Origin of the sequence: Hymenobacter sp. NBH84 (assembly GCF_014217645.1) — a bacterium.
Lineage (GTDB): Bacteria > Bacteroidota > Bacteroidia > Cytophagales > Hymenobacteraceae > Hymenobacter > Hymenobacter profundi.
Map to the genome: position 1 here is coordinate 3,578,177 of NZ_CP043644.1, position 13,392 is coordinate 3,591,568.

Genomic DNA, 13,392 nt, shown 5'->3' on the forward strand with positions numbered 1-13,392 from the left:
CCACCTACCCCTCCCCAACATGAAATACAATCTGTTAGGCAACACCGGCCTGAAAGTATCCGAGCTGTGCCTGGGCACCATGACGTTTGGCCAGACCGAAGGTCGCTTCAAGGAAATTGCCAAGGTAGACCAGGCCGGCGCCGATGAGCTGCTGAAGCGCTCTGTAGACGCGGGCATCAACTTCCTTGACACGGCCAACGTGTATTCCGAAGGCCAATCAGAAGAGATGACCGGTCAGGCCATCCGCAACTTGGGTCTGAGCCGCAGCGAACTGATCGTTGCCACCAAAGTGCGCGGCAAAATGGGCGACGGCCCCAACCAGGTAGGCCTCACCCGCAAGCATATCATGGATCAGGCCGAAGCCAGCCTCAAGCGCCTCGGCACCGACTACATCGACCTTTACCAAATGCATAGCTACGACCCGCTGACGCCCTTCGAGGAAACCCTGCGGGCGTTTGATGACCTGGTGCGTAGCGGCAAGGTGCGCTACATTGGAGCCAGCAACGTGGCCGCCTGGCAGCTGATGAAGGCGCTGGGCACCTCCGAGCGCCTGCACCTGGAGAAATTTGTGTCGCTGCAAGCCTACTACACCGTGGCTGGGCGCGAACTGGAGCGCGAGTTGATTCCGCTGCTGCAAGACCAGAAGGTAGGGCTGATGGTTTGGAGCCCGCTGGCCGGCGGTTTGCTCAGCGGCAAGTACAGCCGCAAGAAGCAGGAAGGCGAAGACGGCCGCCGCGTTAACTTCGACTTCCCACCCGTGAACCGCGACCGGGCCTTCGACATTCTGGACATTCTGCACCCACTAGCCAAGCAAAAAGGCGCTTCCGTAGCCCAACTGTCGCTGGCGTGGCTGCTGCACCAGCCCGTCGTGACCAGTATTATCATTGGCGCCAGCAAAATGTCGCAGCTCGAAGACAACCTGAAATCGGTAGATGTTAAGTTCTCCGAAGAAGAGTTGAAGCAGCTGGCCGAAGCCAGCGCCTTACCCGCCGAGTACCCCGGCTGGATGCTGGACATGACCGGCCAGGACCGACAGAAGTAGGTTTTCATTTGTCATCCTGAGCGCAACGAAGGACCTTCTCACGTTGGCACGAGTCGTTGGTACGATGGTCGTTCAACGTGATAAGGTCCTTCACTGCGTTCAGGATGACAGGTTTTGTCAATTTTCCTACCCTTCCGCCAACTGATGTCGCTCGTTGCGGACGGCGTTGGCGAGGTTCCACTCTACCTCGTGCGCGAAGGCGTGTTGGCGGACGGGGCAGTCGGCCATATGGCATAGGGAGCAGGCGCGGAAGGTACAGGGGTCGGCATGCACAAACATTTCCACCTCGGCGTCGGCGTGCTGGCGCATGAGGGTTTCAATCTTATTCAGCTCATTATGAATGGCTTCAAGGCTGAAATAATATGGCATCTGCATGTGGCAGTCGATGTGCAGGTTGGCGCCGTAGCGCTGCACGCGCAGGTTGTGCACGTCAATCCAAGCGGGTTGGCGGTGGCGTTGTAGCTCGGCCACTACCTCGGCCACCGTGGCCGCGTCCGATTCATCCATTAGGGCCGAGGCGGAGCTGCGCAGCATCTTGTAGCCATTCACCACAATCACAATGCCCAGCAGCAGCGCCGCCAGCGTATCGAACAGCACAATGCCAGTGAGAAACACCAGCAGCAGCGCCGCGCATGATACCAGCGACGTCAACGCATCAATATATAAGTGCTGTCCATCTCCGACCAACGCGGCCGATTTCAGGCGCTTGCCCTCGCGCACCAGCAGGTAGCCTACCCCTAAGTTGATGACACCCGCTACCGCCAGCAGCCACACGCCCAGATCGGGCGCGGCCACGGCGTGCGGCTCAAACAGCGTGCGCGTGGCGCTGTAGAAGATATAGAGGCCGGCAAACAGAATCAGTCCGCCTTCGAATCCTACCGATAGATGCTCGATTTTTCCGTGGCCATAGGGGTGGTTTTCGTCCTTGGGTAGGCTGGCCAAGTAGATGCTGTAGAACGCAAAACCGCTCGTAAAGACGTTGATAATCGACTCCAGCGCATCCGTCAGCACCACCTGCGAGCGGGTCATGAAGTAGGCGTAGAACTTCAGCGCCACCAGCGCTACGCTCACCACCAACGATAGCAGGCCCAGACGGTTTTTGGTTTTCTTATCAAGCATAGGGAGGGGAGCAACGGCAAAAAGGGCCACAAAATTCCGCGAAAAAAACCACTTCTGTTTTCAGCGAAACTTTTACCCTGCTTGTCTACGTATTTATAGACGCTTAAATTAATTTTTAGGTTTATCTAAAAATTAAACTAGCTTTCGCAGTTCTTTCGCTACAAGTTACTTATGCCTCTACCCGTACAGGATTCGCCTACCCCACTCGCTTCTGCCCCTACCCCCGCCCATGCACCCGATGCCGGCTGGCGGCACGCTCGGCGCGCCAATTCCCTACCCGAGGTACACGGTTCCATTAAAGTACCCGGCGCTAACGCCTCTTTTTGGCGCAAGCTGCTGGCCTTTGGCGGGCCCGGCCTGATGGTGGCCGTGGGCTACATGGACCCCGGCAACTGGGCCACCGACATTGAAGGCGGTGCCCGCTACGGCTACACACTGCTGTCGGTGATTCTGATTTCCAACTTTTTCGCCATGCTCTTGCAGCACCTGGCGGCCAAGCTCGGCATCGTAACCGGGCGCGACCTGGCTCAGGCCTGCCGCGACCACTACTCCCGGCCGGTAAGCCTAGTGCTGTGGGTACTCTGCGAAATTGCCATTGCCGCCTGCGATTTAGCCGAGGTCATCGGCTCCGCCATTGCGCTCAACCTGCTCTTTGGCCTGCCTCTCACCTGGGGCGTGGCCCTCACCATCCTGGACGTGATGGTGGTGCTACTGTTCCAGAACAAAGGCTTCCGGGCGCTGGAAAGCTTTGTGGCAGGCCTGATGGTGGTAATTTTTGTGTGCTTTATCTACGAAGTAGTCGTGTCGCACCCCAATTACTTCGCGTTGGCGCAAGGCCTGGTACCTCAGCCCCAGATTGTTACCAATCCGCACATGCTCTACATTGCCATTGGCATTTTGGGTGCTACCGTGATGCCGCACAACCTGTACTTGCACTCCAGCATTGTGCAGACGCGGCAGATCGAGCAGACGGAGCCCGGCAAGCGCATGGCCATCAAGTTTGCCACCATCGACAGCACGGTGTCGCTCCTGCTGGCGTTTTTCGTGAACGGAGCCATTCTGGTCACGTCAGCCGCGGCCTTCCACTACAACGGCTACCGCGACGTGGCCGACATTACCGACGCGCACAAGCTGCTGGCGCCAGTGCTGGGTGCCGGCGCGGCCAGTGTACTGTTTGCGGTGGCGCTGCTGGCGTCGGGTCAAAACTCTACCCTTACGGGCACCCTCGCAGGTCAAATCGTGATGGAAGGCTTTCTGGATTTGAAGCTGAAGCCCTGGATGCGTCGCCTGATTACGCGCAGCATTGCGGTGGTGCCGGCCTTTGTGGTCACGGTGATGTACGGGGAGCACGGCACCAGCGAGCTGCTGGTGCTCAGCCAGGTTATCCTGTCGTTTCAACTCAGCTTTGCTGTGATACCCTTGGTGCTCTTCACGGGTAGCAAGCTCAAAATGGGCGTATTCGTGAACAAGCCCTGGATGCAAGCCACGGCCTGGAGTGTATCGGCCATCATCGTGGTACTGAACGTGTACCTGCTGGTGCAGACGTTTATAGGATAAATAAATACGAAAGCGCTGTGGTGGGTAAGTCCGCCACGGCGCTTTTTTGGGTCAACAGGTTTAGATTAATCTAAATATATTTTTCATACGCTTTAAATATGAAGCAGCTTTTCTTTCTTCTTTTGGTGCTGTTGGTAGGAAGTGAGGCAACGGCACAGTATGCTACGGCTACCATCCGGGGGCAGGTGCGGGCGGCGGGCCAGCCCTTGGAGCAGGTGACGGTGGCGATGGTAGGCACCGCGGAGGGCTGCACCACTAATGCGCAAGGACGATACGAGCTACGCAACGTGCCCGCCGGCCCTGCGGAAATCGTGTTTTCGTTTGTGGGCTACCAGCCAGTGCGGCGGCGCGTGACGGTAGCAGCGGCCCAAACCCTGGTGCTGGACGCTACCCTGGTAGCCACGCCTGCGGCACTGGAAGAAGTGGTGGTTACAGGCGTGTCGCGCGCGACGGAGCTACGCCGCAGCCCTGTGCCCGTGGCGGCCCTCAACCGCCGCGACATCAACTTGAACGCCAATGGCAACGTGATTGACGCGGCCGTGCGGGGCGTGCCCGGCCTGAGCGCCGTTACTACGGGCCCCAACATCAGCAAACCGTTCATTCGGGGGCTGGGCTACAACCGCGTGCTGACGATGTACAACGGCCTGCGCCAGGAGGGCCAGCAGTGGGGCGACGAGCACGGCATTGAGGTAGATCAGTATGATATTGAGCGTATTGAAGTGGTGAAAGGCCCCGCCAGCCTCATCTACGGCTCCGATGCCGTGGCCGGGGTAGTGAACCTCCTACCCCGCCGCCCCGACGACGGCCCCGAGGGCCAGCTCCACGGCGACGCCCTCACGGAGTATCAGACCAACAACAACCTGTTGGGCGCGTCGGTGGGGTTGCGCTACCACCGCGCCGGCTGGCACTACGGTGGCCGCGCCTCCTACCGTCTGGCTCAGAACTACCGCAACCCGGTGGATGGCCGCGTGTACGGCACCGCCTTCCGGGAGCTAAACGCCACGGCCACGGCCGGGGTAGACAAAACCTGGGGTAGCTCCGACTGGTCGGCGACGCTCTACGACAACCACCAGGAAATCCCCGACGGCAGCCGCGATTCGCTGAGCCGGCGCTTTACGCGGCAGGTGCTAGATGGTGGCGACGATATCCGCAACCGGCCGCTGGTGCCCACCGCCGAGCTTTCCACCTACCGCCTCAACCCGCTGTACCAGCGTATTCAGCACTACCGCTTGCTCACGCGCAATCGCTTCCGGCTGGGTACGGGCGAGTTGCATGCGCTGCTGGGCGTGCAGCAAAACCGCCGCCGCGAGTACAACCACCCTACCCTACCCGAGCAGCCGGGCCTGAGCGTGCAACTCACTACCTATAACTACGACCTCCGCTACGCCGCTCCTACCCTGCTGGGGGTGGAGGCTACCGCGGGCCTGAACGGCATGGCCCAGCGCAACCGGAATCAGGACGCCACCGACTTCCCCATTCCCGACTACAACTTGTTCGACATTGGCGGTTATCTGCATCTCAAGAAAACCTTCGGCCGCCTCGACCTGGCCGGCGGCCTCCGCTACGACACTCGCCACCTCACATGGAACGACTTCTACGTGGGGCCGAACCCGGCCACGGGCTTCGAGCAGCAGGTGCCGGCCGCGCCGGGTAGGGAGCCACAGTTTGCGGCGTTTGGTCGGTGGTACCGGGGCGTATCGGCTAGCGTGGGGGGCACGTATGCGCTGAATGAACGGTACGTGCTGCGCGCCAACGTGGCGCGGGGCTACCGGGCGCCCAACATCACGGAGGTAGGCTCCAACGGCCTCGACCCCGGCGCCCATATCGTGTACCTCGGCAACCGCACCTTCAACCCCGAGTTCAGCCTGCAACAAGACCTGGGCCTGGCCGCCCGCCTCCCCTGGGCCGACCTGAGCGTGGATGCCTTTCACAACCGCATCACGGGCTACATCTACCAGGCCCGCCTCACCGACGCCAACGGCCAGCCTGTGGAACTGGTGCCCGGCAACGCTACCTACCAGTACCAGCAAAGCGGCGCGCGCCTCTACGGTGCCGAATTCACGGCCAATCTGCACCCCACCTCCCTACCCGGCTTCCTACTCAACAACAGCCTGGCCTATGTGGTAGGGCTGAATCAGAACAACGCTCTGCGCGCCACAGAGGGCAACGCGGCCAAGTATCTACCGTTCATTCCGCCCCTGCACGCCCGCTTCGAAGCACGCTACACTATGCCGCGCCCGCTCGGCCCCTTGCACGCTACCTACGTGCGCGCCACGGTGGATATCAACGCAGCTCAAAACCGCTTCTACGCTGTTGATAACACCGAAACCCGCACCGCGGGCTACACGCTGCTGGGTCTGGGCGCGGGCACTACCCTACGCGCCGGACAGCGTGAGGTAGCGCAGCTGTTTGTGCAGGTTGATAACGTGTTTAATATGGCGTATCAATCGCACTTGAACCGGCTGAAATACTTTGAATACTACACCGCCTCGCCCAATGGCCGCTCAGGTATCTATAATCAGGGTAGGAATGTGAGCGTGAAGGTGGTCGTGCCGTTTTAAAAAATGCTGAAAAAAGAATAGCACGGCGTTTCCGTTTACGAAAGCCGTGCTATTGGTCTTAATGATGAGGAATTACTTTCCGCTCGCTACCGGCTTTACCGAAAAATCCTCGAACGCCACCGGGAAGCCTTTGCCATCGGGGGCGGCGCACATCAGGCCAATCTGCACTTTCTTGCCCGGCGTGGGCGGAAAGTAGGCTAAGCGCAGCATCTTGAACTCCTTGTTGTCGAAGGAATACTGAATTTCCACGTAGTCACCTTTACGTAGGAGCGTAAGCCACATGGCTTTCGGACTATCCTGCCGCGGCACCACCGACCAGTCGGACACCTCGCGGGTTACGACGGCGCTGACGTTTTGTACGCCTTTCACGTACTCAATACCGGTCTTGATCCAGTTCTTTTCATCCAACCGAATCATAAGGCCGGCTTGGTCATAGAGTTCTTTGTACTGGCCTACTACCTTCACTTTCGCCAGAAAATCGCCTTCCTGCTCCTGAAAGAAGAAATGGCCGTTGTCGCGGATGAAGCCGTAGTGCGTCACGCGCCAGAAATCGGTGCCGCCGTCTACCTGTACCTGCACGCTGTTGGCAGTGATGGTCGATTTTTTGGGAGCGTTTTGCCAGCGCATGGTAGAGAAGGATTGGGCAGCCGCCGTGAACGTTAGAAAAAGCGAAAGGGTAGCGAGAAGAAGGGTTTTCATGGGTTGAGGTAGGGTAGGATACAAAAGAACGCCATGCTTCGGCTCCGCTCAGCATGACGTTCTATCTTAGATTTCGTTTATACGCAGCTATTTAGTTCACTACCAGCGTCATCATGGAGTGGGGTAGGCTGACGGTAGGTGCGGCCTGGCCTTTAATCCAGAGGCTGAACTCCTGCTGTTTGTCGCTGTCGTTCATCACCACCACGGCCACTTTGCCGTCTGGGTTTACGAAGGCCGTGGCGGAAAGCCAGTCGCGGGTAGAGGCCACGGCAATGCGTTTGGCACCGGGGCGCACGAACTTGGAGAAGTGCCCGATGTAGTAGAACGAGTTGGTGTAGTTAAGCTTGCCAGTGCGCGTATCGGCGTGCACGGGGGCGTAGCAGAAGTTGCCCACGTGGTTGGGGCCGCCGTTTTTCGTCGAGCAGGATGTTCCAGTCGGTCCAAGCCACGGTGCCGGCGTTGAAGTCGTTTATCATGGAGCGGCCGTACCGTTCGCCCAGCTTCCAATCGCCAATGTTGTCGAGCTTGAACTGCTCCACGCAGCCTTCCGTGAACACTAGGTTTTTGCTGGGGTAGGTTTCGTGCACGCGGCGCAGATTGTCGAACAGCTGGCCGCTGCCGGTCCAGGTTTCGTACCAGTGAAAGCCGATACCCCAGAAGTACTGGCTGGCCTCGGGGTCGTCGAACAAGGTGGTGGCCCGTTGGAAGATCTGGTCGCGGTTGTGGTCCCAGCCGATGAGTTTTTTGTCACTTAGGCCGTTTTTTCTTGAGCGTGGGGCCCAGGAAATTCTTCACAAAGTCGCGCTCCTCCTCGGCCGAATACACGCACGATTCCCAGGTTTGCTTGGCCATGGGCTCGTTTTGCACCGTGAGGCCCCAAATTGGAATCCCTTGACGCTCATACTCTTTGATAAACTTCACGTAGTGGTTGGCCCAGGCCTGGCGGTACTCGGGTAGGAGCTTACCGCCTTTCACCAGGCTGTTGTTGTCCTTCATCCAGGCGGGCGGCGACCAGGGGCTCACAAACAGCGGCAGCTTGCCGCCCGCCGCCGCCGTGGCCTGCTTAATGAACGGAATGCGATACTGCTCGTCGTGCTTCACGCTGAAGGTTTTCAGCTCCTTGTCGTTGTCGGCCACGTAGGTGTAGCTGGCGCTGGAGAAGTCGCAGCTGGCAATGTTGGTGCGGGCCAACGTGTAGCCAATGCCCTTGGTAGGGCTATAGTAGGCGTCCAGCAACTCCTTTTGCTGGGCTTTAGGCAGCTTAGCAAATACTTCGGCTGAGGCATCGGTGAGGGCGCCACCAATACCCGTGAGCGACTGAAACGTGTGGGTAGGGTCTACAAACAGGCACACCTGCGTCTCCAGTGGCTGCCCCATCTGCTGGAAGCTGAGGTCGTTATCCGCTTTGGCGAGGCGCATTTGGGTATTGGCAGCCGTGGTGTATACCTGCACTTTTTTGCCGGCGGCGGAGTAGGCTTTGGCAGCTGGGGCGGTGGCTTTCTGAGCTGTAGCGCTCGGCGCGCTTAGTATACCAGCAGCTAGAATTGATAGAAAAATATTACGCATGGGTAGGAGTGGGGATGAACAGCAGCGCTGAAAACAATTGGCTACAAAAGTCTGCATCCTATTGCTTTCGGCTGCGTGCAAATTGCTCAAAATCACAACCAATACCTGTGCGCCACAATAAAACATTGGCATACAATAGATTGTGTATCCATTCTCTATTTTATTCACAGCAGAGGCAGTATACAGATAGTGAAGCACAACAGGGTGGATTTTGGCCTTATCTTAATAGTTATACCGAAAGCCTACGCAGGGGCTTGCTCAGCCCAGGGCGATGCGACCTATATTCCTTCCGCCTACCTTCGCGCTATGTCCCTCCCCTACCCCTCGTTGCTACTGGCAATTCTACTGCTAGTTGGCTTGAGCGCCCGTGCCCAGACCAACGACACCATTTCGGTCGATAAAAGTCATTACGACTTGTTCCACCCTACCCCGCGCAAGTACATGCGCCCGATGGTGCCCGACCGCCCTGGCATTACTGAAAGCCCTTACACAGTGGATGCGGGCCACTTTCAGCTAGAAAATGATGGACTGCGCCTGCTCAACTCCCGTGATGGAGACGCCCGCGACCGGTCGCTTTACCTCAACCATGTCCTAATGAAAATAGGCCTTACCAACCGGACCGATTTGCAGGTAGGCCTGAATTCCTATACCATCAACAAACATTGGGAAGATAAAGGAACGATGGAGCCGGAGCGGCAAGCCCGCATGGGCGATATGGTGGTGCGCCTCAAACGCAACCTTATTGGCGACGACAACAAAGGCTTTGCCTTGGCGGCCATCGGCTACGTACGCCTGCCCACCGGCAAAGAGGTAGGCGACGGGGCCGTGGAATATGGACTTCTGGTGCCAGTAATTTACATGTTACCCCACGACTGGAACATAGGCGCCCAAACCGCCGCCGAGTGGATGTACGACCGCGAAAGTACTTCGCATTTTGTGTTACTCACGCCTACCTTCACCATCGATAAGGTTTTTACGCATTGGCTGGAAGGCTTTGCAGAAGTGGTAGGGCACTGGGATACAAGCAAAAACCGCTGGCAAGCCGGCGTGAATCTGGGGCCGCAGTTCGACGTTAGCGACAATCTACAATTCGACATCGGTACGCACATTGCCCTCAACCGCCAAACAGACCACGAGTATTTCGTGGGGTTCAGCTTCCGGCTGTAGACGCTGAGTACAAGCCGTTAAAAACCACAAAAAGCCCTGTCAGCAGTGTCTGACAGGGCTTTCTTATAACCGTATTAGGTATACCGAGTGTTACACTCTAGGCGTATCCGTTGCGACGCTGCGGGTTTCGGCGTGCCAGTCGGTGATGAACCACACCAGCAGAAACACTACCCCCGAGGCCATAAAGAGGTTGCGGGCGGTCAGGTTGTCGTCGGCGAAGCCAAACAGCCAGGGCGAAACCAGAAACACCAGTCCGCTTACCAGTTCCAGCCGGCCGTGCACCAGAAACGGAATAACCTTGAGCACGCCCATGGGGAAGGCTGTGAGCAGGGTAATGAGCAGGTAGCCCGCGGCCAGTACGTAGCATACCGTGGCGTAAGTGCCCGTGAACCCAAATACGGTGGGGGCCAACGCGAAAAAGGCAACGGTCAGGTAATCGAGGATGCCATGTGCAGACGGAGACAGAATTTTCATGAGGAGAAGTGTTTGGTGAGAGAAACAGCGTACCCCGCCTTCTACGTACCTGATACTCAATAGATATTGTCGAGCTGCTATTTTTTAGCCGCATTCTTTGCCTATGCTTCAGCTTTGGCGCTCACCTTTACGTCACCCCGCTCAGGCCTTCAAATTGGCTACCCAAAATGGTAGTGTCATCGGCCTGAAGCCAGTTGCGGAGCACGGTGGCGTAGGTGGCGCGAAGAACGAAGTGATACTTCAGGTCGCCGGCGTCGAGGTCGTGCAGGTTGGGCGCGTCGTTGAGGATGCCTTGCTTCTTGAAACCTGCTGGTGGTGCCGTGGTCGGTACCGTTGCTGGCGTTTTGACTTATGCACCGGCCAAAGTCCGAGAAGGTCAGTACGAATGCTGGAGTTGCTGCTGCGTCATAACACCCTCGATTCGTGACGGCCGTTGGATGCCTACCCATCCTGAAGGTTCAACCATCTACGGCGGGGCTGGCATTTGATTTTCAGCTAGAGGACAACCTTGTCTGACTTTCCGCGGTAACATCAGAAAACCACACCTTCCTTATTCTTTTCCCATGAAACGTCTCCTTTCCATAGCCGCCGCTGCTGCACTACTCACCGCTACGCTGGGCTCTTGCCGTAGCCACACCACCGACGAAACGTACCAGGCAGGCAACGGCAACCCCGAAACCACAGCCCAACAAGAGCAACTCTCACCCCGCATAGATGCGCCCAACAACGCAGGCATGGCGGATAGCGCCGGTAATGCCAGCGGTGCAGGTACTACGGGTAGCACAAGCGGTGGTACCACAGGTAACACAGGCGGCACCACAGGTAGCACCACGGGCACTACAGGTAGCATGGGTACCACCACGGGCGGCAGTACTACGGGCAGCAATTAAGTAACTGTCCATAATCAAATAAAAACCGTCCTACCGAATACAGCCTTCAGCTGTATTCGGTAGGACGGTTTTTATTTGATTATCTACCCACTCTGCCCGAAACGCTACCTAAAACCGGGCGCCTACTACCACTGTCTTTTTGTACTGCCGTTGGTTGCCACTGGCTGGGTGCAGGAGTTCAATCAGCAGTACGTAGGCCCCTACGGGCACTTTGCGGCCTTGGTCGTTGAGGCCGTCCCACTGCACGAAGCCGCTGAGGGGTAGGGTTTCGTTGCGCACGAGGCGGCGTATGAGCCGGCCCTGAGCATCGTAGATAGTAACGGTGGCAGCATACCCTGGTTGATCGAGTTGGTAATTCAGGGTAGTGAAATCTTGCTGCCCATCTTCGTCGGGCGTGAATATCTCGGGCTCCAGCCGAAACAGCTTATCACCGCCAGGATCCTCCTGGTACTGCGAGTTGGGCCTACCCGGCGTGGCATAACCCACCGCGCTGGCCGCCGAGTGAAAGTTGCCCGCCGCGCTCGGCCCATCAGCCCGAATGCGCTCCAACGACACCCCATCCAGGTCGCTGAGCAGAGCCAGATGCTGCGCTTTATCGTAGGCGTAGCGGTCGAGCAGCACCCCAGCGGCCGAGCTGACGCTTACTATACCGGCATCATCGGGATAGGTGGGTAGGGCAGAAACGGGTAGGAACGCGGCCGCATCGTGAGACGTCGGGTACTGCGCTTGCACGATATCGGGGCGCTCCGTCAGGACCACCAGTTGGCGCGGAGCCAGCACATAGGGCGCGGCCGTTACGGATTTTGTATCCAGAGTGCCGTCAGGCTTTTGGTTGCTGAGCGTCCAGCTTTGCACATCCAGGTACTTATCGGAGCGATTCAATAGCTCTACAAAATCCACCGCATACGTGGCGCGGGTTGAACAGAATTTCATTGATAACCACGTCGCCCGCGGCAGGGGTGCCGGGTAGGGCAAACGTAGCCGTAGCCGCGGCGCCGATAGTATTCCCCACACAGTCTACGGCGCGTTGTACGGTTACCGTGAGGGGCTGATTGGCTTGCAGAGCCGCGCCCAGCGTGAGGTCCACCGCCCGGAAATCGGGAGCTATGGCAGTGGCCCGCGTGATGATACCCGTAGTAAGCGCATACAGCGCTACGTTCGCCACAGCGGCACTATCCAGCTTCTCCCCGAAAAATAGCCGCACGGTGGTGGGGTTAGTGGCCAGTGCCCGCAGTAGCGCCGGTGGCGTTTGGTCGGGGTTGGTAGCGTGCACAGAGTTGGCACGGCCGGGCGTGCCACCGCTCCCATCCTGGCTGGCGGTCCAATTAGCGAGGCCGGCACAGGGGTTGGCCATATCCACCATTTCCAGCGCCCAACCGCCGTTTTTTTTCTTGCTGTCCTTGTACCACGTATCGGAATAGCTGATTTCAAACAACGTCTGCCCCGTGCGGCTGCGCAATACTAGTTGGTCGCCGGCATTGGTGAGTGTAGGGAAATTCGTTAGGCCAAATACTTTCCCGAAGCCGGCAAACTGCGCAGCCCGCGTGCTGCCGCACACCACGGCGTACTCGCCCGGTAACAGCACTGCCCCAGTCGGAAACACCGCCGGATTACCGGTGCTGCTAGGTTTCAGCAGGCGCACGCCCGCTAGGTCCAGCACAGCTGTGGCACTAGGGTTGTGCACCTCTACGTATTCCGACGCGGGTAGCCCTACAACGGGCATTTCGTTGGCTAGTATTTCAGTGATAAGCACTTGGTTGAAGCCTGGCGCCACGGCAAAGCCATTGTTGACAAAGCCCACCGTAAGCGGCCCGGCTGCTACATTGCCGTACAGATCGGCCACGTTGCGTACCTCCACCGTATTGCTGCCCAATGGCAGATTGGCCGCGTAGGTGAGATGCACTACGGCAGGGTCCGCTGCGTCGCGCTCGGCGCTCAGGATTGGCAGCGCCCCGGCCGCCACCAATCGGAAACTGGCGGCACTAACGCCAGTTGCCACGGGCTCGTTGAACGTCACATCGAGCTGCCGGGCAGCCGTGGCCGTGGCTTTCACTGGGGTAGGCGGTGCGGTGTCTGTCACCCGAAAATCAGTGAAGGAATACTTCTGGCTGTTGGCCGATGAGTACGTGACGACTACCCCCACGTAGCCGCCGTGCTGGTGCGTGGCATCGGTACCGGTTCCTTCCGTGGTGAAGTTGGAGCCGCCGGTCAGGTCGCGCTCCAGCGTCCAGACGTTCTGCACGGAGCGCGTCACGCGCACCCGCACCAGATTATTGGTGGTCGAATTCAGCGTGTTATCCCGCCCATCCACCACGTA

13 protein-coding genes are annotated in these 13,392 nt (G+C 58.3%); 5 read left to right on the forward strand and 8 right to left on the reverse strand.

Annotated features, from left to right (window positions below; translation table 11 throughout):
• The first annotated feature begins 19 nt into the window (after positions 1 to 19).
• Entirely contained in the window at positions 20 to 1,042 is a 1,023-nt protein-coding gene (locus F1C16_RS15050; RefSeq protein ID WP_185281444.1) for an aldo/keto reductase, read from the forward strand.
• Positions 1,043 to 1,168: 126 nt separating this feature from the next.
• Here F1C16_RS15050 and F1C16_RS15055 read toward each other — a convergent pair whose 3' ends face one another.
• Positions 1,169 to 2,161, reverse strand: coding sequence for a cation diffusion facilitator family transporter (locus tag F1C16_RS15055; RefSeq protein ID WP_185281445.1), 993 nt, complete (start codon positions 2,159 to 2,161; stop codon positions 1,169 to 1,171).
• A 171-nt stretch (positions 2,162 to 2,332) separates the two neighbouring features.
• On the opposite strand from F1C16_RS15055, the gene F1C16_RS15060 reads away from it, so the two are divergent.
• Together F1C16_RS15060 and F1C16_RS15065 are read left to right on the forward strand one after the other, a co-directional pair.
• Positions 2,333 to 3,718 carry an Nramp family divalent metal transporter gene (locus tag F1C16_RS15060; protein WP_185281446.1) on the forward strand — a complete coding sequence of 462 codons (1,386 nt, stop codon included), beginning with the start codon at positions 2,333 to 2,335 and terminating at the stop codon, positions 3,716 to 3,718.
• A gap of 98 nt (positions 3,719 to 3,816) precedes the next feature.
• Positions 3,817 to 6,279 (forward strand): TonB-dependent receptor, encoded by a 2,463-nt coding sequence (locus F1C16_RS15065; protein WP_185281447.1) that lies wholly within the window; start codon positions 3,817 to 3,819, stop codon positions 6,277 to 6,279.
• 72 nt (positions 6,280 to 6,351) lie between these two features.
• Here the strand turns inward: F1C16_RS15065 and F1C16_RS15070 are convergent, their stop codons facing one another.
• From F1C16_RS15070 to F1C16_RS22855, 4 genes are all read right to left on the reverse strand, one after another.
• Complete coding sequence (locus F1C16_RS15070; RefSeq protein WP_185281448.1) at positions 6,352 to 6,978, reverse strand: DUF1349 domain-containing protein; 627 nt, start codon at positions 6,976 to 6,978, stop codon at positions 6,352 to 6,354.
• Between the two features lie 91 nt (positions 6,979 to 7,069).
• Positions 7,070 to 7,348, reverse strand: a complete 279-nt coding sequence (locus tag F1C16_RS22845; RefSeq protein WP_258048926.1) for a glycoside hydrolase family 30 beta sandwich domain-containing protein — start codon at positions 7,346 to 7,348, stop codon at positions 7,070 to 7,072.
• A complete protein-coding gene (locus tag F1C16_RS22850; RefSeq protein WP_219733517.1) occupies positions 7,317 to 7,766 on the reverse strand; it encodes a hypothetical protein in 450 nt (149 codons plus the stop codon). The genes F1C16_RS22845 and F1C16_RS22850 overlap by 32 nt, the downstream gene beginning before the upstream one ends.
• Positions 7,726 to 8,544 carry a hypothetical protein gene (locus tag F1C16_RS22855; protein WP_219733336.1) on the reverse strand — a complete coding sequence of 273 codons (819 nt, stop codon included), beginning with the start codon at positions 8,542 to 8,544 and terminating at the stop codon, positions 7,726 to 7,728. Before F1C16_RS22855 ends, F1C16_RS22850 begins: the two co-directional genes overlap by 41 nt.
• A gap of 306 nt (positions 8,545 to 8,850) precedes the next feature.
• Here F1C16_RS22855 and F1C16_RS15080 point away from each other — a divergent pair, with 306 nt between their 5' ends.
• Positions 8,851 to 9,711 carry a transporter gene (locus F1C16_RS15080; protein WP_185281449.1) on the forward strand — a complete coding sequence of 287 codons (861 nt, stop codon included), beginning with the start codon at positions 8,851 to 8,853 and terminating at the stop codon, positions 9,709 to 9,711.
• A gap of 90 nt (positions 9,712 to 9,801) precedes the next feature.
• Here F1C16_RS15080 and F1C16_RS15085 read toward each other — a convergent pair whose 3' ends face one another.
• Complete coding sequence (locus tag F1C16_RS15085; protein ID WP_185281450.1) at positions 9,802 to 10,185, reverse strand: hypothetical protein; 384 nt, start codon at positions 10,183 to 10,185, stop codon at positions 9,802 to 9,804.
• A gap of 563 nt (positions 10,186 to 10,748) precedes the next feature.
• Between F1C16_RS15085 and F1C16_RS15090 the strand changes: the two genes are divergently transcribed.
• A complete protein-coding gene (locus F1C16_RS15090) occupies positions 10,749 to 11,075 on the forward strand; it encodes a hypothetical protein (RefSeq protein WP_185281451.1) in 327 nt (108 codons plus the stop codon).
• A 108-nt stretch (positions 11,076 to 11,183) separates the two neighbouring features.
• Here F1C16_RS15090 and F1C16_RS15095 read toward each other — a convergent pair whose 3' ends face one another.
• Both F1C16_RS15095 and F1C16_RS15100 read right to left on the reverse strand, forming a co-directional pair.
• Positions 11,184 to 12,008 (reverse strand): FlgD immunoglobulin-like domain containing protein, encoded by an 825-nt coding sequence (locus F1C16_RS15095; RefSeq protein ID WP_185281452.1) that lies wholly within the window; start codon positions 12,006 to 12,008, stop codon positions 11,184 to 11,186.
• Entirely contained in the window at positions 11,941 to 13,389 is a 1,449-nt protein-coding gene (locus F1C16_RS15100) for a lamin tail domain-containing protein (RefSeq protein WP_185281453.1), read from the reverse strand. Before F1C16_RS15100 ends, F1C16_RS15095 begins: the two co-directional genes overlap by 68 nt.
• Positions 13,390 to 13,392: the final 3 nt, after the last annotated feature.